Genomic DNA, 26,920 nt, shown 5'->3' on the forward strand with positions numbered 1-26,920 from the left:
ACCGCGAACCACATCCGGTCGACCTGGCATCAGAGCCAGTGTTGGCCGCGCGGTCGCGCGCGGAGTACACCCTCGTCGGAGGTCCGATGTCCTACCCCGATCCCCCACAGCAGCCCCAGTGGCAGCCTCAGCAGCCCGGGCAGCCTGGTCAGGGTTTCCCTCCGCCGCAGGTCCCGGGCGGGCAGTACGCGGGCCCCGGTGCCCCTGGCGGCTTCGGAGGCCCACCCGGAGGCCCACCGCCCGGCGTCCCTCACCCGGGCGGGCCTGTGCCGCCCCGGGGCGGCGGTAGGAGCAAGTGGTGGCTGATCCCGGCCGCCGCGGGTACGGCCGTCGCCTTGATGGCCACGACCGTGTGGGCCACCGTCTCCCTGGTCGACTTCGGTGGGCCCCAGCCCGAGGAGATGTTCCCGGGCAACGCGATCGCCTTCGCCAAGCTCGACCTGTCGATCGACGGCTCCCAGGCGATGGAGCTGATCCAGTTCGTGGACCGGCTTCCGGACGAGATCACCGAGGAGATGGACCAGCCGGACGACGACATGACGGACCTCTTCGCCGAGGGGTTCGTCGGGCTCTTTCCCGAGGCCGACCAGTCCGACGTCGAGGAGTGGATCGGCCGGCGGGTGGGCGCCGCCGTATGGCCCGCCAGCGGTGCCGCCGAGGTCAGCGAGGGAGCGGGTGTGTCCGTGGCCATCGCGCTCGCGGTGGACGACGAGCGTCTGGCCCACGAGGAGTTCGAGGCGCTGAGCCGCGCCCACGACGACCTGTACTTCGAGGTGGTCGACGACTTCGTCCTGCTCGCCCCCTCCGAAGCCGCTTTGGAGGACCTGCGGGCGCAGGTCGACGAGCACGGCTCCCTGGACGATTCGGACGTCTTCTCCGGGGACATGGCCGATCTGCCCGGTGGCAGCCTGGCCGTGGGTTGGGCCGACTACGAGCGCATGTTGCAGGTCGAGGAGATCGCCCGTGAGATCGGGGCGGAGGTACTCGCCGAGACCAGTGAGATGAGCGGCCGGGCGACGGCGTCCCTACGGGTGGACGGCGACTACCTGGAGGCGAGGATGGACGTCTTCGACTTCGTCGTGGACGGCACCGACATGGCGTGGCTGGCCGCGACCCCCGGTACGAGTGTGGCGGCGTTGGAGTCCCTGCCCGAGAGCACGATCATGGCCTTCGGCGCCAGTGGCCTGGACACCGCTCTGGCCGACGCCTACGAGGGCCATGACCTCCCGTTCGTGACCAGCAGCGGCCAGAGGGAGGAGTTGGAGCGCGAGTTCAACAGGATGGGCGCCCCGTTGCCGGACGGTTTCACCCAGCTGCTGGGCTCCTCCACCGCGTTCGGTGTCACCGACATCGACCTGGAGGGTTTCTTCGGTTCCTCCTACGGCGGTGGAGAGGAACTGTCCTTCCAGTACCGTGCGGTCGGCGGCGACGAGACGGTTCTGGGCGAGGTCGTGGAGAGCATGATCGCCGACCCCTACGCCACCCCTCCGGGGGTGAACACCGATGGCGACGCCGTGGTGGTGTCCCGGGGAAGCAGCGCCACCGGACGCCTGGGCGACGACGTGGTCTTCCAGCAGACCATGCAGGAGATGGACGACGCCGTGGTCGCCGGGTTCTTCGACATGCGCGGGGTGTTGACCGACTCCGATGTGCGGGACCCCGACCAGTGGGGGGCCCTGGGGTTGGCTTTGAGCGTCACCGAGGAGGGACGGCGCACCAGCCTCGAACTACGGTGGGCGCCCAGCGGCGGCGCGTAGCCGTACACCGGTAGGGGCACGGTAGGCATCGGGGCGGGGAGGCCGGGGGCCTTCCCGCCCCCGGTCCTTCCCGGCCGGACCGAGGACCGCCGGTACGGCTCAGTCGACGACGCGGCGGCGCATCTGGAACGCGGCCAGGAACCACATCAGGACGATGAAGCCCAACAGCACGCCGACGTGCACCAACGCCGAACCGGCGTCCATCCCGCCGAAGACCGCTCCCCGGATCAGCTCGACCGCGTGGTAGAGAGGATTGGCCATGGCCGCGGTCTGCACCCAGTCGGGCAGTTCGGTGAGCGGGAAGAACGTGCCCGCCACCAGGAACAGCGGGGTGAACAGGCCGCTGAACACGTAGTCCATGGACCGTACCGAGCTGATCACCGCGGAGATCCAGATGCCGAAGAGGGCGAAGGCGAACCCCGCGACGAAGGCCACGAACGGCACCAGGAGCATGCCGAGGCCGGGGCGCAGACCGAACCCGACCGCCACGAGCAGTGGTACGCATCCGTAGACGCCCGAGCGCATCGCCAACCACAGCGCCTCACCGGTCACGAGCTCGCGCACGTCCACGGGCGCGGCGAGGATGCCCTCGTAGGTGTGCAGGAAACGGCGTTTGATGAAGGTGTTGATGACGGCGGGCATCATCGACTGGAACATGACCGACACCGCCACGATGCCGGTACCGAGGAAGTCGATGTAGCTGTACCCGGCCAGGGTTCCGATGAGGGCGCCCATACCGAAGCCGAAGCACAGCAGGTAGAGGGTCGGCTCGACCACCGCGGCGAAGGTGGTCGCCCGCCAGGACTGGCCGTACAGGATCCACTCGCGGGCGATGACGCCCATGACCGCGTCGGCCTCGAACCGGCCCGGACGCGCGTGGACCTCCGGCCGGGCGTCCTCACGGGCCTGCTGTCGAAGGTTCACTCCACTGTCTCCCCTGTGAGGGTGACGAACACGTCTTCGAGGTTGGCGGCCCGGCGTTGTGGGACGCCCAGCCGGTCGCGCAGGGAGTCGGGCAGCTTCTCCGCGCGCAGGACCGACACGGTGGTGCCGGTCCTGCGAGTGGTGAAACCGTGGCCGTGGACGAGGGCCTCGAAGGCACTCGTCCCCTCCGGGCCCGGCTGGTACTCCTCCACCGTGGTGCCCGCGTAGGTGGCGACGAGGTCGGCGGGGGCTCCGCGTTCGACGATCCTGCCCCCGGCCATGAGCGCCACCTCGTCGGAGAGGCGCTCGGCCTCCTCGATGTAGTGCGTGGACATCAGGACGGTGACGCCCTCCTCCCGCAGGGCGGAGATGACCCCCCACAGGTCCTGGCGCACCTGCGGGTCCAGTCCCACGGTGGGCTCGTCCATGAGGACCAGTTCGGGCCGGTGCAGCAGGGCGCGGACGATGAGCAGTCGACGTCGCATGCCCCCTGACAGATCGTCCACCTGGGTCGCGCCCCGGTCGGAGAGCTGGGCCAGCCGCATGGCCCGGGCGATCGCCTCCCGACGCCGGTGGCGAGGAACCCGGTAGAGGTAGGAGAACATCCGCAGGTTCTGCTCGACGGTGAGCTCCTCGTCGAGGTTGTCGTGTTGGGGGACGACGCCCATGCGGGCGCGCACCCACTTGGACTCGGCGGGAACCTCGTGGCCGAGGATGCGGATCTGGCCCTCGTCGGCCAGGGACTGGGCGGTGAGCATCCGCATGGTGGTGGACTTGCCCGCGCCGTTGGGCCCGAGGAGGCCGAGGACGACTCCCTGGGGCACGTCCAGGTCGAGTCCGTCCACGGCGGTCAAGGAGCCGAAGCGCTTGACGACGCCCCGGAGCAGCAGCGCGGGCACGGCCGGCGCCTCGTCCGGAGTCTTGGTGGCGCTCCCGCTGGGGCCGCGACCGAGGCCATGTGTGGTCATTGGCCCACGGTAGACGCCGGGGAGGACGCTTTTCCACCGGTTTTCGTCCCGTACCGGCAAACGTGGGGTTCCGCTGACAAGCCTTCACTCTCGGCCTGGGACTCCCGTCCGGCATGGTCCCGGCGGGTGGGGTCGTCACCGGGTGGGCCTCTCTCGGAAGGGGCCCGACACGCGCGGGGAACATCCCGTCGGGGTCACGACCGTCCCGGGCGCGGGGACCGCCGTGCCGGACCTCCCCCGGCGAAGGGGGCTCCCTTAGTGTTGGCGGTGTGAGTGAGCAAGTTCCCCCCGAGCGGCTCCGCGCCTCCGACACCGACCGTGAACGTGTTCTGAGGGTTCTGCGCGACGCCACCGCGGACGGCCGCTTGGACCTGGAGGAGTTCGAGGAGCGCTCGTCCCGGGTGCACGAGGCCCGTTTCCTGGGCGACCTGCCCGAGGTCACCGCCGACCTGTTGCCCGTCGAGCAGCAGCCCATCCGGCTGGACCCGCAGCCCGCCCTCGGGGTGTTCGGCGCGGTCGAGCGCAAGGGTCGCTGGGTGGCCTACCCGAACGAACACGTGGTGGCCTTCGTCGGCCGTGTCGAGATGGACATGCGCGAGGCGCTGCTCATGCACAATCACCACCGGATGACCGTGACGGCGGTCCTGGGCCGAGTGGAGATCGATGTTCCCGAGGGCGTCGAGGTACGGCTGAAGGGTTGGTCGTTCCTGGGCAGGCGGGGCACCACGGCCCGTCGTTCGGACATGTCCCGTCCCCCCGTGTTGGAGATCGACGGTTTCTCGCTCTTCGGAGTGGTGCGCGTACGCGCGCCCAGGCGTCGGCGTCTGCTCGACCGGTGGCGTCGGGAGCGACGGCGCGGCATCGGCTCCTGAACCGGGTCCCGCGGGGGGCGTGGGTCCACGGTCCTCGGGGCGCCTCCTCGTCCGCGTCCGACCGCCCCGCGCAACACACGGACGGTCCTGGGGTACGGCGGTCCCTCGCTGTCAACATGATGCGCGCAACATCGCCAACCCAGGGTGAGGTGGTGGTGTGCTCCCCTGCGTCTGGCAGGCTGGGGGGCACAGGTTTTCCCAGGAGAGATGGGGTGCAATGAGCGAGTTCCGTATCGAGCACGACTCGATGGGTGAGATCAGGGTCCCGGCCGAGGCCAGGTGGCGTGCCCAGACGCAGCGTGCCATCGAGAACTTCCCGATCTCCGGTCAGGGCCTCGAGGACGCCCACATCGCCGCTCTGGGTCAGATCAAGGCCGCCGCGGCCAAGGTCAACGCCGAACTCGGTGTGATCAGCGACGAGATCGGCAGGGCCGTGCGCGAGGCCGCGCTGGAGGTGGCGGAGGGCAAGTGGAACGACCAGTTCCCCATCGACGTCTTCCAGACCGGTTCGGGCACCTCCAGCAACATGAACACCAACGAGGTCGTGGCGTCCCTGGCCACCGAGCGTCTGGGCGCTCCGGTGCACCCCAATGACCACGTCAACGCCTCGCAGTCGTCCAACGACGTGTTCCCCTCCTCCATCCACATCGCCGCCACCTCGGCCGTCCTGAACGACCTGATCCCGGCGCTGCGTCACCTGGAGCAGGAGCTGGCCCGTAAGGCGACCGAGTTCTCCTCCGTGGTCAAGAGCGGCCGCACGCACCTGATGGACGCCACCCCGGTCACCCTGGGTCAGGAGTTCGCCGGATACGCCGCCCAGGTCCGCTTCGGTGTGGAGCGTATGGAGGCCGTCCTGCCGCGCGTGGCCGAGCTGCCGTTGGGCGGGACCGCCGTCGGCACCGGTATCAACACTCCCGAGGGCTTCTCCGCCCGGGTCATCGCCGAGATCGCCGAGAACACCGGTCTGCCCCTGACCGAGGCGCGCGACCACTTCGAGGCGCAGGGCGCCCGCGACGGTCTGGTCGAGCTCTCCGGCCAGCTGCGGACCATCGCGGTCGGCTTCGCCAAGATCGCCAACGACATCCGTTGGATGGGCTCGGGGCCGACCGCGGGTCTGGGCGAGGTCCTGCTGCCCGACCTCCAGCCCGGTTCCTCGATCATGCCGGGCAAGGTCAACCCGGTTCTGTGCGAGACCATGCTCCAGGTCTCCTCGCAGGTCGTCGGGAACGACGCCGCGGTGGCCTTCGGCGGTGCCAGCGGCAACTTCGAGCTGAACGTGCAACTGCCGATGATGGCCCGTAACGTGCTGGAGTCGATCCGCCTGCTGGCCAACGTCTCGCGTGTGTTCGCCGACCGTTGCGTGGCCGGGATCGAGGCCGACGTCGAGCAGTGCCGCGTCTACGCCGAGTCCTCGCCGTCGATCGTCACGCCGCTCAACCGCTACATCGGCTACGAGGAGGCCGCCAAGGTCGCCAAGCAGTCGCTGAAGGAGAAGAAGACCATCCGCGAGGTGGTCATCGAGCGTGGCTACGTCAAGGACGGCAGGCTCACCGAGGCCCAGCTGGACGAGGCCCTCGACGTGCTGAAGATGACCAACTCCCGGCAGTCCCGGTAGGCGACGCGGTACGGCGGTCGGTTCCGGAGACCGACCGCCCCGGCCGGAAACGACCACGGGGCACCTCGCGCATGCGCGGGGTGCCCCGTGGTCGGTCGAGGAACCTTCCGCGTGGGGGAAGCGTCCGACATTCTTGAACAGAGCACCAGAAAGGCCCGCCTTCGAGAGGGCAGTACATGTCGAGCAACAGCGACAGTGAACGTATCGTCGCGGACCGCTACATCCTGCGGCGTGAACTCGGACGCGGCGGTATGGGCGTGGTCTGGGAGGCCTTCGACCCCGCCCTGGACCGCGTCGTCGCGATCAAACAGGTGCTCCTCCCCGACCACTTCACCGACTCCGAGCGCCGGGACGCACACGCCCGGGTCCGGCGGGAGGCCCGGTCGGCGGCGCGGATCAGCCACCCCACCGTGATCACCATCCACGACGTCTTCGAGTACGCGGGCGACCCGTGGGTGGTCATGGAACTGGTCGAGGGCGGTTCCCTCCAGGACCGGCTCAACGAGCGGGGCGCCCTGCCGGTGGAGGAGGTCGCCGAGATCGCCGAGTCCCTGCTCAAGGCGGTGCAGGCGGCGAACGCGGTCGGAGTCCTGCACCGGGACATCAAGCCGGGGAACATCATGATGTCCCTGGACGGCAGGGTGATCCTCACCGACTTCGGCATCGCCACGATGGAGGGCGGGCCGAGCATCACCCGTACCGGTGCGCTGATCGGCTCCCCCGAGTACATGCCACCGGAACGGTTGGAGGGCGGCCCGGCCGAGCACAGGGGCGACCTGTGGAGTATCGGAGTGACCCTGTTCGCGGCGGTGGAGGGCACCTCCCCGTTCCGCCGGGACAGCCTCACGGCGGCGATCGCCGCCGTGATCTCGGCGCCCCTGCCTCCCATGACCCGTGCCGGATGGCTGGAACCGGTCATCCTGGGGTTGTTGGAGCGTGATCCGGACCGGCGACCGACCGTGGACCAGGCGCTGTCCATGCTGCGTGAGAACCGCGGTCCGGGGGGCGGCAGCGGTCCGCAGAGCGCCTTTCACCCGCCGAGCGTCGGACGTCCCGGGACCAGGCCCTTGGAGGGCCACCCCTACTCACGGACCGCACCGCCGCCGCCCCCGTCTCCCACCGGCCCCGTGGGCGGGGTCACCGGCGTCCACGGGGCGGCGGAGTCCACAGGACCGTACAGGCCGACCGGTCCGACCGGGCCGATGACCCCTGCGACGCCCTTCCCTCCGGGGCACCGCCACCCTGCGGCCCCTCCTTACCACCAGCGGTCGATGCACTCGGCGGGACACGGCTTTCCGGGCGGCCCGCACGGTCCCGGTCCCACCACGGGACCACTCCCCCCAGGTGGCCCCGAGGGCTCGGGAAGCGGCAAGGTGCTCCTGGGTGTGGGCGCCGGAGCGGTGGCGGTGCTGCTGCTCGTCACGGTCGTGACCGTGGCCCTCCTCCGCTCGTCGGGGGAGTCCGTGGACGAGTCCTCCACCCTGGGCTTCCCTCCCCAGACCGCGGCTCCTCCGGCGGAACCCTCCGCCGACGGAGGTGACCAGGTCGACGCCGGCGACAACGATGGCGAGCGGGACGATGAGCGGTCGGAGAGCGCCGATCCACCCTCCTACGACGACATGGAGGGCTTTCGGTCCCAGTGGTTCTCCCTGGAGTACCCGCAGGACTGGCAGGTCGACGACAGTCGGATCGACGAGACACTGGTGGTGTTCATCGCCCCGGGCAACGACCACCAGGTGTGGGTGACCGGGTGGACGGAGGAGGAGTTCACCGGGAGCAGCGCGGAGTACCTGCGGGAGACCAAGGGCGGCACCGACGTGGACGGGGACGTCACGACCGGCTTCAGGGAGTTGGAGCTGGAGGAGTTCGACGACGGCGACTTCCAGGACGGTTGGGACGTCGCCCTGATGGAGGCCGACCTCACCAACGACACCTGGAGGTCCCCCGAACGCCGCTTCTGGGCCTACGCGGTCAGTCTGGACCACCAGGGCAGCCGAGTGTTCTACCTGGTCAGCGTGAACGTCCCCCGTGAGGACGCCGACTACTACGACGACCTGCACGAAGACGTCATGGAGACGTTCAACCCCCACCTGTGAGCCCGGCCCCTCGGATCGACGGCGTCCTCAGGGGAGAAGGGGAACGGCCCCCGCTGTCGCGGAGGCCGTTCCCGGGTCCGTCAGGACCCTGTGAGGAGATGTCCCTCGGATCGACGGATCCGATGGGAGGGCGGCTCAGTACCAGCCGACGGACTGGGAGTGGGCCCAGGCGCCACAGGGGGTGCCGTAGCGGCCCTTGATGTAGTCGATGCCCCAGGCGATCTGGGTCGCCGGGTTGGTCTGCCAGTCATCGCCGTGGGTGGCCATCTTGTTACCCGGCAGAGACTGCGGAATGCCGTAGGCACCCGAACTGGGGTTCTGAGCCGTGTGGTTCCAGTTGCTCTCCTTCTCCCACAGAGGCTCAAGGCAACCGTGGAACTGGTCGGCGCCCCAACCCTCGGCGAGGACCATCTCCAGGGCGATGCCCTTGGGATCCCCGGAGAAGACGGGAGCCTCCGGCTCCTCCTCCTCTTCCTCCTCTTCCTCCTCCTCGATATCGGTCCCGTCGGCCTGGGCCGTGGTGATTCCGGCGCCGCGGGCCGAGTCACGCTCTTCCTGGGCCTGCTCGCGCAGGATCTGAAGCTCTTCCGGGCTCAGCTGCTCGGCGAAGAAGGAATCCTCTCCGGCTTCGCTGTCGGCTGCGGTGTCCTCGGTTTCCTCGGTGTCCGGCAGAGCGGCGTTGGCCGCCATGTCCGGATCGACACTGTCATCCGCGAAAGCGGAGACCGCGAAGGTCGCACCAGCGACGAGGGTTGCCGCACCGACCGCCGCCGTACTGCGCAGCGACATTCGGTTGAGTAGCACGATTGCCTTTCCCAAGAGGGGGTCATTGGCGGGGAAAGTCCTATTAATACCAGTTGTTGGCCTGGGAGTGGGCCCAAGCGCCACAAGGATCGCCGTAGCGGCCCTTGATGTAGTCGATGCCCCAGGCGATCTGGGTCGCCGGGTTGGTCTGCCAGTCATCGCCGTGGGTGGCCATCTTGTTACCCGGCAGAGACTGCGGAATGCCGTAGGCACCCGAACTGGGGTTCTGAGCCGTGTGGTTCCAGTTGCTCTCCTTCTCCCACAGAGGCTCAAGGCAGTCGTGGAACTGGGAGGCGCCCCAGCCCTGGTCCTGGACCATCTGCAAGGCGATCTGCTTGGGAGAGCCGGAAGGGACCGACGAGCCGGCATCGCCGCCGCCACCGGAGGTGTCCGCGGCGGGCTCGACCACGGGTTCGGGCTCGGGCTCGGGGATTCCGTCACCCGTGGTGCTGGCGGACCGGACCGCCTCGTCGACCTCCGCCCGGAACCTCTCCCGGTCGTCGTCGCGCCGGGTCTGCCTCTCCTGGTCGCTCTGTTCGGCGTCGGCGGCGAAGAAGTCGTCGACACCGCCGCCGCCGTCAGTGGACACGGGCCCGTCGGGCACCACGGCCGCGGCGGCGAGCTGCTCGGGAGCGACCGCGCCGTCCGCGGCGAACGCGGCGACCGCGAAGGTGCCTCCGGCGACGAGGGTGGCGGCTCCGACGGCCCCCGCGTGGCGCAGTGAGATCGGGTGGAAAGACAAAGGGATCGCCCTTTCGCGTAGACGCACACGTGCCCCAGGGGCGTTCGTGTGTTGTGCTTCGCTGCTGCTGACCACGTGGCCCGGGGTGGTGTGCACGGGGGGACGGATCTGCCGTTCGACCGACCGTGACTCGGGGCACCTCACGTGGGAGGGGATGTGAGTGCAGCGGATTCAGCCTGCATCATCGTCACGACCAAGTAACGCCTGTTTTACCGTGGCTTGAGTCACATCACGATATGTACTCACAAGGCAAGCTCTTGACCTGCACTTATGCACGCGGAGTCAGCTTCGGGTCAAGTGGATCTCTTGGTGTGGCCCATGCCTCGAAGTCTCGGGGAAAGAGGCCCGGGTCACCTTCCGCCGTGTTTCTGAGTACCTGTACGGATGTACGCGGCCGACATCGGACGTCACGATGACGCCATGAACGTCCACGGATCTCCGCCATCCTCCGCGGGCGCCCCTCCCAGGTGTCCGGACTGCCACACGCCGCTGCCCGCGCGCCCCCGGACCTGTCCCCGGTGCGGGATTCTGCTCATGGGCGCCACCGCCCAGCGGCTGTGGCACATCGACACACGGATCGCGCTGCTCGACGGCCGGTTGCGGGAACTGCGCAACGAACGCGCCGCCGTGGTACGGCTGCTGCGGGAGGAGACCGTCGCGTCCTCCGCTTCCGCCCGAGTCGGGGCCTCGACTCAGACCCCTCCTCACGGCGACGGCCGGCACGCCCCCCACCCGGGCGTCCCCGGTGTCGCCGGAGCGGCCATGGCACATGGGGGGCCGTGGGCCCCGGACACCGCGTACCGGCCCGGCGGGCCCCCGCACGTCGCCTGGCGGCAGGGGGCCGCGGGCCCTCGGGGAGAGGTCGCCCGACGCTCCGCGCAGAACATCATCCTGGGTCTGGGCGGCCTGCTCGTCGGTGTCGCCGCCCTGGTCTTCGCGATCTGGACGTGGAGCGATCTGGGCACCGGCGCCCGCGCCGGTGTCCTCGGGGTCACCACGGTGGTCTTCGCCCTCCTGGCGATCCCCGCCCACCGACGCGGCCTCAGAGCCACCGCCGAGACCTTCGGGTGCCTGACCGCCGCACTGCTGTGCGTCGACGCCGTGGCCCTGTGGCTGCTCATGTCCGACCGGTGGGGGAACGGTCCCGGCTACACCGCCGCGGCCCTGGCCGTGACGGGCGCCCTGATGGCGCTGTACCCCCTGCTGGTACCGCTGCGGTCCCCGCGTGTCATCGCGGTCCTGCTGTGCCAGCCGGTACCGGCGCTCCTGGTGGCGTCCCTTCCGTCCGACGACGCCGCCACCTGGATGCTGCCCGCCCTCGCCTCGACCGCACTCGCGGACCTGGCCCTGGTCCTGTGGCTCGGACGTCCCCGCGAGGGCGTCCCTCTGCGCACCCTCCATGTCACCGCGACCGTGCTGTGGGGACTCACGCTGCTGCTGATCGCTCATCTGGTCCTCAGCGTTCCCGGGCCCGTGGAACCGCGGCGTTGGTGGGCCTTGACCGTCGGCCTGCTGTTGTCGGGCATCACCGGTCTGCTGCTCGCTCGACGCCCCCTGCCCTCTCCGCCGGTGTCCGGCGCCCCGTCGCTCCCGCACACGGTCGCCGCGCTCCTGGCCCTGGGCATGGCACCGTTGGCCGCCGGACCCGTGCACCTGCCGGCACTGCCCCGGATCCCCGGGAACGTGTGGGGCGAGGTCTCCCCGACCGAGAACGTGCTCCGGGTGCTGGGCCTGATCGGCCCGTCGGTACCGCCCTTCCACGGCCCGCTCCATCTGGCCGCCACCATGATCACGGCCTTTCTGGCCCTGGGCGTGGTGGTGGTGTTGCGCCGCGACGCCCTCGTGTGCGCCGCCGCGCTGAGCGCCCCCGCGACGCTGACGGCGGTTCCGTTGCTGCTGGGTCTGCCCCATGTGGTGACGGTGGTGTGGACCCTGGTCCTCGGCGCCGTCCTGCTTCTGGGCTCGGGCCTGGTGGCCCACCGTCTCTCGGCGTGGACCTGCGCGGTCGTCGGCGCCCTGACCCTGGTGACCGGTGCGCTGTGGTCGCTTCCACACCAGTACACGTCCCTGGCCGCCCTGTTCTTCCTGGGCACCACCGCGTTGGCCGCGGTGCGGCTGTACGACCGCCTCGACCGGTCGGGCGCTCGGCCGACCGTGCTGTACGCGTCGGGTCTGTTCCTGTGGTCGCTGACCCTGCCGACCGGCGCGTTCTTCCTGCTGGGGTCGACGCTCTCGGAGTCGGTACCGGCCGCGGCGTGGTGGGCGCTGGCGGCCACCGGCCTGACGGCCGCCGCCACGCCCCTGGCGCTCGGCCGGGTTCCGGTTCCCGTGGGCCTCACCGGCGACCCTCGGCGCGTGTTCGCCCTGTGCGGGCTGCTCCTGACCCCGGTCGCTCCGCTGGTGGCCGGCCGCGGCCACCATTCCGGTGTCCCGCTCCTCCCCGGCTCCGCACCATGGTCACAGCCGCCGTCGGTACTGCTGGAACCCGCGCCCTCGGTGCTGCTCGCCCGGGAGGGCTCCCTGGGCGAACCGGCGACGGCGGTCGCGATCCTGTCGGCCGGTTTCGCGATGGCGGCGCTGGTGCTGTGGCTCGACCGTCCTCGGACGGCCTCCGCCGTCGCTCTCCTCGCGCCCACGACACTGGTCCCGCTTCCGTTCGTCCTGAACGCACCGCTCATCGTCACCTTGCTGTGGACCCTCATGGTGGGTTCGGCGCTCGTCCTGTGGTCCGGAGCGGCCCGGCGGGACGGCCGCCTACCGGGACTCACCGGGCTCCTCACCCTGCTTCTTCTGAGCCTGAGCTGGACGCTCGCCCAAGAGCACGCGAACGTCGGTGCCCTGATGGCGGTCGCGGTGGTGGCCGCGGTGGTGGCGGCCCTGGCACGCACCGCGGCCCCCGCGGTCGGCGCCACCGTGGTGACCGTGTCCGCCACGGGCGCGTTCGCTCTGACCCTGCCGCTGTTGCTGGGCGCGCGGGTGGAGTACGCGGCCCTGGCACCGATCGCGCTGGCCGCCTCGGTGGCCGTCGCGGCACCGCGGCTGCGTGGGCCGCTGGTGCCGGCGGCGGAGATCCCGGCGTGTCTGTGGTCAGTGGTGGCGTTGGTCCTGACCATCGCGGCGCCGGCGCGACCGGAACTGGTCGCGCTGGCGCTGGCGGTGGTCGGTGTGCTCGCGCTGGCGACCGCGGTACGGCCGGGCCGGCGCTGGTACGCGCTGGTGGGCGCCCTGCTGATGGTCGCCGCGTTGTGGAGGGTGCTGGGCGCGTGGGAGGTGGACGTTCCCGAGGCCTACACGGCCCCTCCCGCCGTCGCGGCGTTGGTCGTCGGTTGGGAGTGGAGCCGCAAGGCGGTGCGGACCCCGTCGAGCTGGGCCGCCTACGGCGGTGGACTGGCGCTGCTGTTCCTGCCCACGGTGCTCCTGGTGCTGCTGGAGGACGGGATGGCGTGGCGGGTGCCCACCGTGCTCGTCCTTGGGCTGGCCGCCACCGTGTGGGGTCTGGGGCAGCGACTCCAGGCGGTACTGGTGATGGGCGGTCTGGTGCTGGTGGCGACCTCGCTCCGAGCGTTCGGCCCGCCTCTGTGGAACCTGACCGCCCTGGTGCCGAACTGGGTACCGTTCGCCTTGGCGGGCGTGCTCCTGCTCGCGGTCGGCGCCCGCTACGAGGCGAGCCTGGAACGGCTACGCCGGTTGGGCAGATGGATGGCGGGCATGCGGTGAGGGGACCACCCCTCGACCTGGATCGGGGCCGGAGGACCCGGAGCCGTCCATCACCACATGCGCGGCCGGACGGGCCCGGGAGGGGACGTCCCCTCCCCACCGGCCACAGACCGCGCCACACGCCATGACCTCGGCCCTCCCGGGCCGTACGACCATCCTGGAGAGGCCGTGTCCGAACCGAAGATCTCCGTGGCCGCGCCCGAGAGCCTGACCGGGCGCCTGCGTACCGACCGGAACGTGTGGCTGTGCACGTTGCGTCGCGACGGATCGCCCCACATCACTCCGGTGTGGTTCGTCCATCTGCGCGACCGCTGGTGGATCAGCGTGCAGGCCGGGTCCGTCAAGGCGCGCAACGTCTCCGTCGACCCGCGGGTGTCCCTGGCCCTGGAGGACGGCGACGCCCCCGTCGTGGCGGAGGGGCGGGCCCTCCTCCACACCGGGGACTTCCCCGCGGAGGTGGTGGCGGCCTTCCATGACAAGTACGGGTATGAGATCCGTACACCCGAGGACGGCTCGGACCTTACCCGGGCCCTGGTGGAGGTCGGGGTGACCCGCTGGCTGATGAGCGGCCAGGCGCACTGAGGCGCCGGGCCCGCCCGGACGGGGCGGGCCCGGCGGACCGGTCAGTTCTCCAGCATCTCGGTGACCAGGGCGGCGATGGGCGAGCGCTCGGACCTGGTCAGGGTGACGTGGGCGAACAGCGGATGCCCCTTGAGCTTCTCGATGACCGCGACCACGCCGTCGTAGCGACCCACCCGCAGGTTGTCGCGCTGGGCGATGTCGTGGGTGAGCACCACCCGCGAGTTCTCGCCCAGACGGGACAGCACGGTGAGCAGCACGTTGCGCTCCAGGGACTGCGCCTCGTCCACGATCACGAAGGCGTCGTGCAGCGAACGGCCCCGGATGTGCGTGAGCGGCAGGACCTCCAGCATCCCCCGGTCCACGACCTCCTCGATGACCTCCTCGGTGGTCACCGCGGACAGGGTGTCGTGCACGGCCTGGCCCCAGGGGGTCATCTTCTCGTTCTCGGTCCCGGGCAGGTAGCCCAGCTCTTGGCCGCCGACCGCGTACAGCGGCCGGAACACCATCACCTTGCGGTGCCGGCGACGTTCCAGCACGGCTTCCAGACCGGCGCACAGGGCCAGAGCCGACTTACCGGTGCCCGCGCGCCCGCCCAGGGACACGATGCCCACGTCGGGGTCCGTGAGCAGGTCCAGGGCGATGCGCTGTTCGGCGCTGCGTCCGTGCAGTCCGAACACCTCGCGGTCCCCGCGCACCACCTTCACCGACTTGTCGGGCTGAACGCGGCCCAGCGCCTTGCCCCGCTCGGACACCAGCACCAGACCGGTGTGGCAGGGGTACTCGCGAGCCTCCTCGATGTCGCAGACACCGCTCTCGAAGAGCTCGCCGACCTGGTGGGCCGGCACGTCCAGTTCGGCCATGCCCGTCCAGCCGTGCTCGATGGCCAGTTCGGCGCGATACTCGTCGGCGGACAGTCCGATCGAGGACGCCTTGACCCGCATCGGCAGGTCCTTGCTGACCAGTACGACGTCCCCGCCCTCCTCTTGGAGGTTGCGGGCCACCGTGAGGATCCGCGTGTCGTTGTCGCCGAGCCGGAAGCCCGCCGGAAGGATCTGGGGATCACTGTGGTTGAGCTCCACACGCAGTGTGCCGCCCAGGTCGTTCACCGGTACCGGGACGTCCAGACGGCCGTGGGAGACCCTCAGATCGTCGAGATGGCGCAACGCGTTACGGGCGAAGTACCCGAGCTCGGGGTGATGGCGCTTGCTCTCGAGTTCGGTGATCACCACCACGGGGATGACGACCTCGTGCTCGGCGAAACGGGCCATGGCCAACGGGTCGGCGAGCAGGACACTGGTGTCGAGAACGTAGACGCGTCCACCCTCTTCCCCCTCCGAGGGACCGGTGGAAGGCTGGGTGTCACGGCGATCGGTCGAGGAACTAGCCACTCGTTCTCCCCTTGGGCACCGTTACGGTGCCCTACTGTCACGGGATCATGGAGGACCGGGACCTGGCCCACGAGGGCCGGGACCGGCCCTCCTCGTTGACGTTCCGCGTTGACGGAGGAGATCAATGAGTCGGGGCCTCCCGAACGGGTGGTCGAACGCCACCCGCCACTTCCGACGCTACGCTTCCATTCCCACGTTTCCAAGAGGCCTTTCCCTCCGCGCGGTGAACTCCGCGTTAAGGGAAGGGACCTCGGAGGAACATGGGGTTCAGGACCCGTAACGGCGGTTGCGCGCGCCGTACGAACGCAGTGCACGCAGAAAATCCACTCTGCGGAAAGCAGGCCAGTAGACCTCGCAGAAGTAGAACTCCGAATGCACGCTCTGCCAGAGCATGAAGCCCGACAGGCGTTGCTCCCCTGACGTGCGGATGAGCAGGTCGGGGTCGGGCTGGCCGCGCGTGTAGAGATGCCGTGCGATGTCCTCGATGTCCAGGCGCTCGGCCAGCTCCTGGATGTCGGTGCCTTTGGCCGCCTCCTCTTGGAGGAGGGACCGAACCGCATCAGCGATCTCACGTCTACCCCCATACCCGACGGCGACGTTGACAACCAGGCCGGGGTTGCCGGATGTGGCCACCTCCGCCTCTTTGAGGGCCTGGGCGGTGGACGCGGGGAGCACGTCGAGGGCTCCGACGGGGCGTGTGTTCCACCCCTCCTCGCGGAGTCTGGCGATGGTCTGCTCGATGATCCGCACCAGCGGACCGAGTTCGGACTCATCACGTGAGAGGTTGTCGGTGGAGAGCATCCAGAGGGTCACCACCTGGACGCCCAGTTCGTTGCACCAGCGCAGCAGCTCGAAGATCTTGTTCGCGCCGGCCTGGTGGCCGTACTCGGCCCCCTGGAGGCCGCTGCTCTTGGCCCAGCGTCGGTTGCCGTCCATGGCCACACCGACATGGCGGGGTATCTCCTGACCGCGCAACCCGCGCTCAAGGCGCCGCTCGTACAGCCAGTACAGGGGGTCACGAAGCCCCATGGGCGAAACCTCTCAGAGCTGGATCAGAAAAAGGCGGCACACCGGCGGACGGGAGGTGCCGGCGGGGATGCTCCCAGCGTAGTTCGCTCCGGCGAGGTCTACGTCACGGCCAGGGACTTGCGCACGTGCTTGCGTCCTTGGTGGATGCGGGACTTGACGGTGCCCAGGGCCAGGTTCAGCTCGGAGGCGATCTCGTTGTAGTCCATCTGGCACAGGTCGCGCAGGACCAGGGGCGCCACCAGGTTGGGCCGGTCCTTCTCCAGCTGGTCGAGCGCCTCCAGCAGGTCGATCCGGGAACCGGCGATGACGCTGGTGGTGCGAGGATCACGCTGGTGCGGCATACGCTCGGCCTCGGTGGGGAACTCGGCCGAACGACGCTTCATCGAGCGGTAGGTCTGACGTGCGGAGTTGGACACCACCGTGTACAGCCACGTGGTGAACAGGGAGTCGCCCTTGAAACTGTCGATCTTGCGGGCCACCCGCAGCAGCGCGTCCTGGCAGGCCTCCTCGGCGTCCTGACGGTAGGGCAGGAAACGCGAGCACCGGCGCAGCACCTCGGGCTGGATCCGCCGGAGCAGGTCGTCCAGGGCCGCGGCGTCGCCGGCCTTGGCCTGACGCGCGAGCTCTTCCAGCTCCTCGTTGACGTTGCCGGCCACCCGGCGCCTTGGTACGGGTTTCTGTTCGTGGTCTGCGTGATCGCTACTACGCATGGCTGGTCTCTTCCTGACTAACGGCAGACGTCCGGCCGTCCGCTTCGGACGTGCGTGCGCACGTATTCGAGGGTCACACGTGTATGGGACGCCTACGGTCCCCGTCCGGCTCCGCCCTCATGAGGTTTCACGTCATTCTCACGGCCATTTCATGGTGTGGGAACCGACAGGTCCTCTTCAGTCTCCATGGGCCAGGGGCATCGGCGCCACCCGGGGAAGGGGATCATATCGCTGGAGGGCAACATGAGGCACAGATGGTGTATTAGTGGGCAACGACCGCGTATCCACCCCTGACATACCCGAGGCGAAAATGAGTCAACCGGAGGCCTTCGGACGTTACCGCGTCATTCGGCGCCTTGGGTCCGGCTCCTTCGCCACGGTCTGGCTGGCACAGGACGATCTTCTCAACTATCCGGTGGCCATCAAGGTACTCGCTGAGAACTGGGCCCACCAGATGGACATCCAGCACCGCTTCCTGGAGGAGGCCCGCATCCTCCGCCAGACCGACTCCACGTGGCTGGTGGCGGTGCACGACGTGGACGTGCTGCCCGACGGGCGCCCCTACATGGTGATGACCTACGCCGACCAGGGCAGTGTGGCCGATCTCATCCGCCGAGGTCAGCTGCCCTTGGACGAGGCGCTACGGCTGCTGACCGAGATCGGCCAGGGCATCACCGTGCTGCACAACCACGGCACGATCCACCGCGACATCAAGCCGTCGAACGTGCTGTTGCAGTCGTCGCCGGTGGGTCAGCGGGTACTGGTGGCGGACCTGGGCTTCGCCAAGGCGATCGATGAGGCCTCGGGGTTCACCGCGGCCGCCGGAACCCCCGGCTACATGTCCCCCGAACAGAGCATCCCCGGCGGCGACCTGGATGTGCGCTCCGACGTGTACTCCCTGGGAGCGGTCGCCTACGAACTCATCACGGGGCGCCCACCGTCGCGACCTCCGGTGAAGATCCCTCCCGGCCGGGTCCGGCCGGGCCTGCCTCCCGAACTCGACGAACTCATCCTGTCCGCGCTCTCGGTGGACCGGGAGAGCCGTCCGGCGGACGCCAAGACCTTCACCGACCGGGTCAGGGCCATCCGTATGGCACCCGACCTTCCCAAGGCGGTGCCCTGGTGGCAGCGGTACCGGATGCCGTGGAGACGGGCGGTGGCGCTGGTGGCGGCCCTGGGCGTCGTGGCGGCCAGTGTCACGGCGTCCCTCGGCAGCCCTGGGCTGTCCCTGACCACGGTGCGCTACGCCACCCAGCAGCTCCGGATGGAGGTGCCGTCGGTGTGGGCCCGCGAGTTCCACGCCGGCCGGGAGGTACGTCCGGCCGCGGCCGGCAGCGGCACCGAACCGGCGTTACTCGTGGCCACCGACGTCGACGACTGGGGTTCCGGCGAGGCGGCGTCGTACGGGGTGTACGCGACGGTGGTGCCCGACGACCTCGACCTGAGCGGGGTCGCGGGCACCGCGCCGTGCGGGATCGCCCCGGAGGAACGCGAGGTCGACACCGAGGACTGGGAGGGCACGGTGTGGGACTGGCCCGACTGCAACGGCAACGGATCGTTCAGCAGCGCCGCCGTGAAGCATCCGGGCGAGCGCGCGACCGTGTACCTGGAGATCCGCCAGCCCGAGTACCGCCCCGACCTGGTGAACGAGATCATCGAGGGCACCCACCTGGGCTGACGGACCGGAACCCGGATCCTCCTCAGGCCGACAACCGCTCTCGCAGGCCCTCGGGGGAGGTGACCGGAAGTTCACAGACGAAACCCTCGCACACGTAGGCCGTGGGCATCCCTTCGATGCTCGTCCGGTCGCGCAGCAGCGGCACGCCCCCGTCGTCACGGCCGTCGCCCCTGGACAACACGGTCCCCAGCGGAGCCCAGACCAGCGCGGTGCGCACCAGTTCCTCGGTCCGGGGGTCGTCGGGGTCCCCCACCACCGCCACGGAACGCGGACCGGTCAGGAGCGTCTCCCCCGTGGCCAGCCCCCAGCCCGCGAAGCGGGCGGCCTTCTCGGCCAGCAGCGACACCGGGGACAGCGCCTCCTCGGCCGCGACGCGGTGCCTTCGCGAGCCGGTCAGCGCGGCATACGTCAGCAGCGCCGAGGCCGCCGCGGACCGGCCGGAGGGCGTGACGTTGTCGGTGGGGTCCTGGGGGCGGTTGAAGAGTCTCTCCGCGTCGTCGGCCGTGTCGTAGAACCCGCCCTCGCCGTCGCCGAAGCGTTCCAACACCACCTCCAGCAGGCGTCCGGCCTCATGCGCGTACCGGGACCTCCCGGTCACCCCGTACAGGACCAGCAGACCCTCCGCGACGTCGGCGTAGTCCTCCAGCACACCGGCGCTGGGGCCCGGCCGACCGTCCCTTGACGTACGTACCAGGCGACCGTCCCGCAGGTGCACGCGCAACAGCAGGTCGGCGGCCTCGCACGCCGCCTCCACCAGGTCGGGCCGCTCCAGGAGGACCCCGGCCTCGGCCAGGCCGGAGATCGCCAGACCGTTCCAGGCGGCCACCACCTTGTCGTCCCGCGCCGGGGGGACCCTCTCGGCACGGGCGGCCGACAGGGCCTCGCGCACCCGCTCGAAGCGCCAGGTGTCGGCGGGCGGCTCGCGTAGTTGGAGCACGGAGGAACCGCGCTCGAAGGTGCCCTCCTCGGTCACCCCGAACACCTCGGCGGCGAAGACGGCGTCCCGCTCCCCCAGGACCTCGCGCAGTTGCGCGGGCGTCCACACGTAGTAGGTGCCCTCCTCGCCCTCGCTGTCGGCGTCCAGGGAGGAGGCGAACCCTCCCTCGGGCGTACGCAGATCCCGCAGCATCCAGTCGGCGGTCTCCTCGGCCACCCGCCGTAGCAGGGGCCGCGTGCGGCCCTCCGCGCTGTCCTCCTCGGCGGGGCGGCGGCTCATGCGGGCGTAGGCGCGCAGGAGCAGCGCGTTGTCGTAGAGCATCTTCTCGAAGTGCGGCACGACCCACCCGCGGTCCACCGCGTAGCGGGCGAAACCGCCTCCGAGCTGGTCGTAGACACCGCCCTGGGCCATCGCCACGGCGGTACCGGTGGCCATGAGCCGGGCGGGTGTGGGCTCGTCCGCGCTCTGGAAGGGTCGGGTGCGCTCGTCCTGGGCGGTGAGGAAGGACAACAGCATCGACGGCGGGAACTTGGGAGAGGTGCCGAATCCGCCGTGTGCGCTGTCGTAGTCGCGCACCAACGCCTGGACTGCCAGGTCGAGTCGCTCCGCGGAGGGCGGCTGTGCGGCGGGCGGTGTGCGCGGGCCGCTGAGCGCCTCCACCACCCGGTCACCCTGGTCGAGCAGTTCCCGACGTTGTTCCCGCCAGGCTCTCGACACGGCCTCCAGCAGGCGCTGGAAGTGCTCCCGGGGAAAGTAGGTACCACAGTAGAACGGGGCGCCGTCGGGGGTGGCGAACACGGTCATGGGCCACCCGCCCTGACCCGTCATGGCCTGGGTGGCCTCCATGTACACGGCGTCGACGTCGGGGCGCTCCTCCCTGTCCACCTTGACGTTGACGTACAGGGAGTTCATGAGGGCCGCGGTCGCCTCGTCCTCGAAGGACTCGTGTGCCATGACGTGGCACCAGTGGCAGGCCGCGTAGCCGACGGAGATGAGCACGGGCACGTCGCGTCGACGTGCCTCGGCCAGGGCCTCCTCGCCCCAGGGCCACCAGTGCACGGGGTTGTCGGCGTGCTGCAACAGGTACGGGCTGGTCGCGTCGCTCAGGCGGTTGGACATGTCTCAACTCTGCCACCCGCGTCCCGAAATCGCCTCACACCGTCGCCTCGGGTCGGGGTCCGCGACCCCGGAAGGGGCGGACCCGTCCCCGTGGGACTTCAGGAGGACGGACTCAGCTGCGCGGGGAGGGACCGTCCGTGTCCCCCCGGGCGTTCTCCCGACGGTCACCCGTCCCATCGGTGTTCGCCGCCCGGTCGGTCTCCTCCACCCTGGCCGCGAACTCCTCGCCCTTGGGCAGGTCCTTGATCTTGCCCATGAAGTTGCGCATGAGGAAGAACAGTCCTACACCGATCACGAAGATGATGAGGAAGCCCAGCACACCGGGTGTCACGGTGTCCGTGTCGAGGTCGCTCGCCAACGTCGTCACGGACGGGAGAAGGGAATTCATACCGTTCATACTCTCACCGCTTCCCGCACACCCGCGAAGAGGTCCTTCTCGGGGATCTCCGTCTCCACCAGCGAACGCACCAGGTGGTAGTCCTCGGTCGGCCAGGCCTCCGCGACGATGTCGTTGGGCACGGCGAACCAGAAACCGTTGGGGTCGACCTGGGTGGCGTGCGCCTTGAGCGCCTCGTCGGCGAGATCGAAGTACTCGCTACAGTGCACCCGCGTGGTGATCTCCCAGCGGGGGCGGTCGCGCTCCTTGATCCGCTTCATCCAGTCCTCGAAGGGGTTCTCCAGGCCCCGCGCCGCCAGGAGGTCGGCCAAGGCGGTGAACCTCTCCGGCGGGAAGGACACGAAGTAGTACAGCTTGAGCGGCTGCCACGGTTCGCCCGCGTCGGGGTAGGCGTCGGGGTCGTTCGCGGCGTCGAAGGCGTGCATCGACACCTTGTGGGTCATGATGTGGTCGGGGTGCGGATAACCGCCGTTCTCGTCGTAGGTGAGGACGACGTGCGGGCGGAACCGCCGGATGGACGCCACCAGCGGCGCCGCGGCCTCCTCCACCGGAAGCGTGGCGAAGCAGCCCTCGGGCAGGGGCGGCAGGGGGTCCCCCTCGGGCAGGCCGGAGTCGATGAAACCGGCGAACTCCTGCTCGACACCGAGGATCTCCCTGGCCCGCTCCATCTCCTGACGGCGGACCCGGGCGATGTTCTCCCGGATGTCGGGGCGCTCCATCGCGGGATTGAGGATGTCGCCGCGTTCGCCACCGGTCATGGTGACGACCAGCACTTCGGCACCCTCTTTCACATAACGCGCCATCGTGGCCGCGCCCTTGCTGGACTCGTCATCGGGGTGGGCATGGACGGCCATAAGCCTCAGACGCTCGGACAACGGAGGGTTCTCCTTGGTTTCGGATGGGCGGGCGCGGGGAGAGGGCCCGAATCCCCCTTGCCACCCGGCTCGGACGACTCACGTACGGGTCGCGTGGGGAAGCTGTCAGGTCGGAGATATCTTAGACAACACCATCCCCTTGTTCGGAGATTCCCGCATGCAGCCGACCCCGGAGGAAGACGCCGTGAGCAGTGCCGAAACAGCGGCCGACACAACGGCCGACCCCTCTGTCCGTACCACGCCGGCGCTGCGCAGGCACCACGGCAACGGGCCGGTCTTCTTCGTCATCGGCACCCTGGTCGCGGTACTGTGCGCGATCGGCTGGGGCTACTCCGTGATGAGCTACAGCGGTCTGGGCGGCGGTGTGTACCACCAGGTGGTGAGGATCTCGGCGCCGACTCCCGACGAGGCCACCATCAGCTACGAGGTGAACAGCAAGAACGGGGCCGAGTGCCTGATCGTGGCCCGAGACGACCGGTTCGTGGAGGTCGGCCAGGTCCGCAGCACGGTCGAGGGCGGGAACCGTATGGTCACCACGACCGTTGAAACGGTTCGTCAGGCCGCCACGGTAGAAGTGGCCTCATGCAGGGAACAAGGTTCCCAGGACTGACCCGAGGCCCCGGGTTCGCGCGACCGGTCCACCGGACCGGCCCACCGAACCCCTTCCCGTCGGTCCGGCGGTGGCGCCGGGCCGCGAGAACCCGTGTGCGGCAACGCACGGTGATATTCTCGTAAGTTCAGCTCAGGCCGCATGGTGGCCTTTGCTACTAGTGCACAAGGAGTTCCCGTGACCCAAACCCGCGATGACAATGTCACCTGGCTCACGCAGGAGGCGTATGACCGGCTCAAGTCCGAGCTGGACCACCTGACGGGTGAGGGGCGCATCCAGATCGCGGAGAAGATCGAGGCGGCTCGGGAGGAGGGCGACCTCAAGGAGAACGGTGGCTACCACGCCGCCAAGGAGGAGCAGGGCAAGATGGAGGCCCGTATCCTCCAGCTCACCGAGATCCTGCGTACCGCGAGGGTCGGCGAGGCACCTCACACCGAGGGCGTGGTCAGCCCCGGCATGACCGTCACCGTCAAGTTCGACGGCGACGAGGACGAGGTCACCTTCCTGCTCGCCTCCCGTGAGGAGAGCGGCTCCCCGATCGACGTGTACTCTCCGAAGTCGCCGCTGGGCTCGGCGATCAACGGCAAACGTGTGGGGGAGAGCGTCACCTACGAACTCCCCAACGGCAAGAGCCTGGGTGTGGAGATCATCGACGCCGTCCCCTACAACGGCATGTGACACGGAACTCGCGGATCAGGTCGGGGGCGGCGCCGAGCCGCCCCCACCGCTTTGGGACAGGGTCCTCTCCGGGCCCGACACCGACCCCGCCCGTCAAGGCCCCGAGTTCTTCGAGGCCCTCGAAGGGATCCCTTCGAGGGCCTCCGGCGTCGTAGTCTCCAAGGACACTCCCGCACCAGCCCCCGGCGCCCCCCGCGGAACCGCCCACCGAGGAACCGAAGGACCCCGTCGCCATGTCTTCGCCCTACTGGAACCCCAAGGAGCCGTACCCCGGCACGTATCCGCCCCCGGCCGGAGGGTGGGGTCCCGGTGGCCCGCCACCCGGTTGGGGGCGGTCCGCCCAGAGCCCTCCTCCCGGGATCTGGGGAGGCCCTGGCCACTCCGTGGTCCCGGGGATACCGCCGGGAGGGGTCCCGGGACCGGGCGCGCCCCCATCCTCCGGGGTCGAACTCGCCACCTTCGGCCGCAGGCTGACCGCCCGGCTCATCGACTACGTCCTGGTCGTCGTGGCCGCCGTGGCGTTCTTCGTCATCATGGCCGTGGTCACGGTGGCACTCACCGGGAGCACCGAGAGCACCGACGCCGAGGGCACCCTGTGGGCCCTGCTGTTCTTCTTCGGCTGGGGACTGCTGCTGTTCTTCTACGACTGGTTGTACCTGGTCACCTGGGGCCGCACGCTCGGCAAGATGATGCTCGGCATCAAGGTGGTCAGCGCCTCCGACGGGGGCGGGCTCAGCCAGGGGCAGGCCATGGGCAGATCCGCCTTCTTCGGGTTCCCCCAGTCCCTGCCGATCCTGGGCCACATCTTCACTCTGGCCGAGTCGATGGCCGCGCTCGGTGACGGACGGAGTCGCGCTCTGCACGACCGGGTCGCCGGCACCATGGTCGTTCGCACCTGAACACCACACCCCAGGGCGCGGCGGCACCCGCCTCCCTCCCTCACGCGAAGGCGAGCAGGCACGCGGTGAACCCGTGCACGTGGTTCACCCCGCTCACGGGGCCGATCTCTCCGGCGGCGAAGAACCCGGCGACGGCGTCGATGCCCAGAGCGCGGTGGACGGCGAGGACGTCGTGGTCGGCGCGCGGGAAGAAGGAGGATCCACGGCCGCTACAGGAGAAGAGCAGCCCCGCCCCGACGGAGTGTTCGGCGCCGAAGTCGGAGAGTCTGCGGGCGAGGTCCTCGTCCGCGGTGCCGGCGTCGCGGACCTGGAAACGGATCGTCTGGCCGACCTCGACCATGTCACCGATGGTGAGGGCCCCCAGCTCGGGGTCGGCCCCCACGAGGGTGCGGATGAGGAAGTCGCCCTGTTCGTGGTCGTCGGCGTACTCGTCCATGGCGATGCCCACGTGCAGGCCCCGTTCGGCGAGTTCGCGGTCCTGGTCGGAGAGCCCCTCGACCAGTTCCTCCAGCTTCTCGTAGGCGTTGGTCCCCGCGAGTTCCAGCAGGAGGTTGCCCTCGGCCTTGGTGACGGTCATGGGCGGCCCGATGGGACGGCAGCCCTGGCTGACGAGGGTGGCGAGGACGCTCTCACCGCCGATGATGACGCCGATGGCGCCGTTCTCGGCCACCTCGCCCCCGCAGAAGAGCCGCACCGACTCCTCTCCGCGCATACCGTCGGCCATCCCGCCGACGATGGGAAGGCCGCCGAGAGCCTCGGTGGACTCGCGGACGAAGGCCTGGGTGGGGAACTCGTAGGGGTTGGTGAGCAGGATGGCGGCGCGGTCGTGCGGCTCGGGCTCACGCATGCCGATGACGGCCAGGTGGTCCCCCTCGATGACGGTGTCCAGGCGAAACGGTGTGAGGTCGGCACCGGGCAGAGCGGCGCACCACACGCTGACCGCGCCCTGGCCCTCGACCCCCCGGCCTCCGCCGATGACGCCGGTGCAGCTGCATCCGATGGTGACGACGTCTCCGGCCAGCTCCATCACACGCTTGCCGGCGAGGGTGACCTCCTCCGGGTCGGTGCCGCAGACGAAGAAGCACACCAGGTCGACGGGGCCGTCCACCTGTTCCAGAGCGGCCAGCACGGCGCGTTCGGCCGCGTTCACGAGGTCGGCCCCCGTCATCAGTGCATCACCGAACCGTGCCACCAGCTGCCACCTCCGACTTCACCGGCTCTCACAGCCGGCACGGGACCCCATCGTCAGATCCCATTCTGTCATCACGTCGTCGATCAGGGGTTTGCCCCGTCGACGGACACGGACACCGTTTTCGGCGGTGGGAAGCGGGAAGTGACCGGATCGTGGCGTCGCGGCGGAGGGCGGAGCCGTCCGCCAGGGGCGACGCCGGTCCGTGGGCGACGGGGAGCCGGCGCCGGCCGTGGTCGCTGTGGCCACGGGCTCCGAGGCGCCCGTGGGCACCGAACGGTCCTCGACCCTCGCGGGCGGGTTCGACCTGCGAGCGCGCCCCTCCCCTCCCGGTCCTCATCGTTTCCACCGACGCTCGCGGCGCTGCGCGAGTCGGGGCGCGGGTGCGACGGCGTCGCGGGCGTCGCACGCCGACGGCGGGGAGGCGGGTCCACCGACGGTGGATCGTCACCCGCGGCGATCCGGCCGAGGGGCCGGTACGGTCGTGCGAGGGGGCGTACCGGCGCCGGTTCCGTTCAACGTTCGAAGATGTTGACGTCCGAGGCCAGGACCAACAGTTCCTCGGGGGCCTCACCCCCCGAGTAGAGCAACTGATGTCGGTTGGCGGGCATGATCGTCTCGGTGAACCGCAGTGGGCACTCCCCGTCGTAGACGACCCGCTCCTGGACCAGCAGCGGGATGCCCGGCCCCAGCCCGAAGGCCTCGGCCTCGTCCGAGGAGGGCATACGGGCGCCGACGATGTCCCAGTTCCACCCCTCCCGGTGGCCCAACGAGCGCAGGAGTGCGGTCACCCCCTGCTCCAGGCGCTCGGGCGACATCAGCGGGGTGTTACCGGCGATGTCGTACGGGAAGTAGGTGACCTGGGACTGCCACAGGCCTCCCTCCACGAAGCGGTCACAGGAGCGCACGACGACCAGGTCACCGCGCGGCCCGCCGTCCCCCGTCCGGTGGCGCAGCCGTTTGGCCACCTTCGGTCGCATGGTGTCCAGGCTGACCTTGATCTTCTCCTGCACCTGGTCGTATCCGGCCTCGCGCAGGTGGGGCTGGTAGCCCGCCTCGAAACGCTCGGAGTCGCTGCCGCCCTTGACCGGGGTGGCCAGGTGGACGATGGGACGGTGGTCGGCGACGTAGGCCCCCCGCCCGGCGCGGATGGCGATGCGGCCCTCGTCCTGGAGGATGCGCATCCCCAGGCGGGCCGTGGCTCGGGAGACGTCGAACCGCTCGGCGAGTTCCTCCTCCCCCGGCAGTCGCTCGCCCGGTTTGTAGTCGCCTCGGGCCAGTGCCTCGCGTAGATGGTCGGCGACGACCGTCTTCCTCGACGTGCTCATATGCGT

At 69.8% G+C, this 26,920-nt stretch carries 22 protein-coding genes; 10 read left to right on the top strand and 12 right to left on the bottom strand.

Annotation, left to right across the window (positions count from 1 at the left end; all coding sequences use genetic code 11):
• The first annotated feature begins 86 nt into the window (after positions 1 to 86).
• Complete coding sequence (locus tag PFX91_RS15440; protein WP_285732463.1) at positions 87 to 1,757, top strand: hypothetical protein; 1,671 nt, start codon at positions 87 to 89, stop codon at positions 1,755 to 1,757.
• A 99-nt stretch (positions 1,758 to 1,856) separates the two neighbouring features.
• Here the strand turns inward: PFX91_RS15440 and PFX91_RS15445 are convergent, their stop codons facing one another.
• Positions 1,857 to 2,681, bottom strand: a complete 825-nt coding sequence (locus PFX91_RS15445) for an ABC transporter permease (protein WP_285732465.1) — start codon at positions 2,679 to 2,681, stop codon at positions 1,857 to 1,859.
• Complete coding sequence (locus PFX91_RS15450) at positions 2,678 to 3,649, bottom strand: ABC transporter ATP-binding protein (RefSeq protein ID WP_285732467.1); 972 nt, start codon at positions 3,647 to 3,649, stop codon at positions 2,678 to 2,680. The genes PFX91_RS15445 and PFX91_RS15450 overlap by 4 nt, the downstream gene beginning before the upstream one ends.
• Before the next feature lie 269 nt (positions 3,650 to 3,918).
• Here PFX91_RS15450 and PFX91_RS15455 point away from each other — a divergent pair, with 269 nt between their 5' ends.
• The 3 genes from PFX91_RS15455 to PFX91_RS15465 all read left to right on the top strand — a co-directional run bounded on the left by PFX91_RS15455 (position 3,919) and on the right by PFX91_RS15465 (position 8,232).
• Positions 3,919 to 4,521, top strand: coding sequence for a DUF1707 SHOCT-like domain-containing protein (locus PFX91_RS15455; RefSeq protein ID WP_285732468.1), 603 nt, complete (start codon positions 3,919 to 3,921; stop codon positions 4,519 to 4,521).
• Positions 4,522 to 4,738: 217 nt separating this feature from the next.
• Positions 4,739 to 6,136 (top strand): class II fumarate hydratase, encoded by a 1,398-nt coding sequence (locus PFX91_RS15460; RefSeq protein WP_285732470.1) that lies wholly within the window; start codon positions 4,739 to 4,741, stop codon positions 6,134 to 6,136.
• Between the two features lie 176 nt (positions 6,137 to 6,312).
• On the top strand, positions 6,313 to 8,232 hold the full coding sequence (locus tag PFX91_RS15465) for a serine/threonine-protein kinase (protein WP_285732472.1): 1,920 nt from the start codon (positions 6,313 to 6,315) through the stop codon (positions 8,230 to 8,232).
• A gap of 135 nt (positions 8,233 to 8,367) precedes the next feature.
• Here the strand turns inward: PFX91_RS15465 and PFX91_RS15470 are convergent, their stop codons facing one another.
• Complete coding sequence (locus PFX91_RS15470; RefSeq protein ID WP_502888320.1) at positions 8,368 to 9,036, bottom strand: aggregation-promoting factor C-terminal-like domain-containing protein; 669 nt, start codon at positions 9,034 to 9,036, stop codon at positions 8,368 to 8,370.
• Positions 9,037 to 9,079: 43 nt separating this feature from the next.
• The gene (locus tag PFX91_RS15475; RefSeq protein ID WP_285732474.1) at positions 9,080 to 9,778 is read right to left on the bottom strand and encodes an aggregation-promoting factor C-terminal-like domain-containing protein; all 699 of its coding nucleotides are present in this window, start codon (positions 9,776 to 9,778) and stop codon (positions 9,080 to 9,082) included.
• 534 nt (positions 9,779 to 10,312) lie between these two features.
• Here PFX91_RS15475 and PFX91_RS15480 point away from each other — a divergent pair.
• Together PFX91_RS15480 and PFX91_RS15485 are read left to right on the top strand one after the other, a co-directional pair.
• Entirely contained in the window at positions 10,313 to 13,495 is a 3,183-nt protein-coding gene (locus tag PFX91_RS15480; RefSeq protein WP_285732476.1) for an SCO7613 C-terminal domain-containing membrane protein, read from the top strand.
• Positions 13,496 to 13,663: 168 nt separating this feature from the next.
• Positions 13,664 to 14,077 carry a pyridoxamine 5'-phosphate oxidase family protein gene (locus PFX91_RS15485; RefSeq protein ID WP_285732478.1) on the top strand — a complete coding sequence of 138 codons (414 nt, stop codon included), beginning with the start codon at positions 13,664 to 13,666 and terminating at the stop codon, positions 14,075 to 14,077.
• A 41-nt stretch (positions 14,078 to 14,118) separates the two neighbouring features.
• Here the strand turns inward: PFX91_RS15485 and phoH2 are convergent, their stop codons facing one another.
• The 3 genes from phoH2 to PFX91_RS15500 form a co-directional block, all read right to left on the bottom strand.
• A complete protein-coding gene (phoH2, locus tag PFX91_RS15490) occupies positions 14,119 to 15,465 on the bottom strand; it encodes an RNA 5'-3' helicase PhoH2 (RefSeq protein WP_285732480.1) in 1,347 nt (448 codons plus the stop codon).
• 267 nt (positions 15,466 to 15,732) lie between these two features.
• The gene (locus tag PFX91_RS15495; protein ID WP_285732482.1) at positions 15,733 to 16,494 is read right to left on the bottom strand and encodes an isoprenyl transferase; all 762 of its coding nucleotides are present in this window, start codon (positions 16,492 to 16,494) and stop codon (positions 15,733 to 15,735) included.
• Positions 16,495 to 16,592: 98 nt separating this feature from the next.
• Positions 16,593 to 17,204 carry an RNA polymerase sigma factor gene (locus PFX91_RS15500; protein WP_285732484.1) on the bottom strand — a complete coding sequence of 204 codons (612 nt, stop codon included), beginning with the start codon at positions 17,202 to 17,204 and terminating at the stop codon, positions 16,593 to 16,595.
• A 310-nt stretch (positions 17,205 to 17,514) separates the two neighbouring features.
• On the opposite strand from PFX91_RS15500, the gene PFX91_RS15505 reads away from it, so the two are divergent.
• Entirely contained in the window at positions 17,515 to 18,882 is a 1,368-nt protein-coding gene (locus tag PFX91_RS15505; RefSeq protein WP_285732486.1) for a serine/threonine-protein kinase, read from the top strand.
• Between the two features lie 22 nt (positions 18,883 to 18,904).
• Here the strand turns inward: PFX91_RS15505 and PFX91_RS15510 are convergent, their stop codons facing one another.
• The 3 genes from PFX91_RS15510 to mca form a co-directional block, all read right to left on the bottom strand.
• Complete coding sequence (locus PFX91_RS15510; protein WP_285732489.1) at positions 18,905 to 20,938, bottom strand: thioredoxin domain-containing protein; 2,034 nt, start codon at positions 20,936 to 20,938, stop codon at positions 18,905 to 18,907.
• Between the two features lie 112 nt (positions 20,939 to 21,050).
• Positions 21,051 to 21,326: a hypothetical protein gene (locus PFX91_RS15515; RefSeq protein ID WP_285732491.1), complete on the bottom strand. Its 276-nt coding sequence runs from the start codon at positions 21,324 to 21,326 to the stop codon at positions 21,051 to 21,053.
• Positions 21,327 to 21,331: 5 nt separating this feature from the next.
• Positions 21,332 to 22,210: a mycothiol conjugate amidase Mca gene (mca, locus tag PFX91_RS15520; protein ID WP_285732493.1), complete on the bottom strand. Its 879-nt coding sequence runs from the start codon at positions 22,208 to 22,210 to the stop codon at positions 21,332 to 21,334.
• A 157-nt stretch (positions 22,211 to 22,367) separates the two neighbouring features.
• On the opposite strand from mca, the gene PFX91_RS15525 reads away from it, so the two are divergent.
• The 3 genes from PFX91_RS15525 (at position 22,368) to PFX91_RS15535 (ending at position 24,397) form a co-directional block, all read left to right on the top strand.
• Complete coding sequence (locus PFX91_RS15525) at positions 22,368 to 22,820, top strand: DUF4307 domain-containing protein (protein WP_285732495.1); 453 nt, start codon at positions 22,368 to 22,370, stop codon at positions 22,818 to 22,820.
• Between the two features lie 177 nt (positions 22,821 to 22,997).
• Positions 22,998 to 23,498 (top strand): transcription elongation factor GreA, encoded by a 501-nt coding sequence (gene greA / locus PFX91_RS15530; protein WP_285732497.1) that lies wholly within the window; start codon positions 22,998 to 23,000, stop codon positions 23,496 to 23,498.
• 233 nt (positions 23,499 to 23,731) lie between these two features.
• Positions 23,732 to 24,397 carry an RDD family protein gene (locus PFX91_RS15535; RefSeq protein WP_285732499.1) on the top strand — a complete coding sequence of 222 codons (666 nt, stop codon included), beginning with the start codon at positions 23,732 to 23,734 and terminating at the stop codon, positions 24,395 to 24,397.
• A 40-nt stretch (positions 24,398 to 24,437) separates the two neighbouring features.
• Here PFX91_RS15535 and PFX91_RS15540 read toward each other — a convergent pair whose 3' ends face one another.
• Entirely contained in the window at positions 24,438 to 25,589 is a 1,152-nt protein-coding gene (locus tag PFX91_RS15540) for an FIST signal transduction protein (protein WP_285732500.1), read from the bottom strand.
• 512 nt (positions 25,590 to 26,101) lie between these two features.
• On the bottom strand, positions 26,102 to 26,914 hold the full coding sequence (locus tag PFX91_RS15545; protein ID WP_285732502.1) for a GntR family transcriptional regulator: 813 nt from the start codon (positions 26,912 to 26,914) through the stop codon (positions 26,102 to 26,104).
• Between the last annotated feature and the right edge of the window lie 6 nt (positions 26,915 to 26,920).

The organism is Nocardiopsis sp. ATB16-24 (genome assembly GCF_030271535.1).
Classification (GTDB): Bacteria; Actinomycetota; Actinomycetes; order Streptosporangiales; family Streptosporangiaceae; genus Nocardiopsis.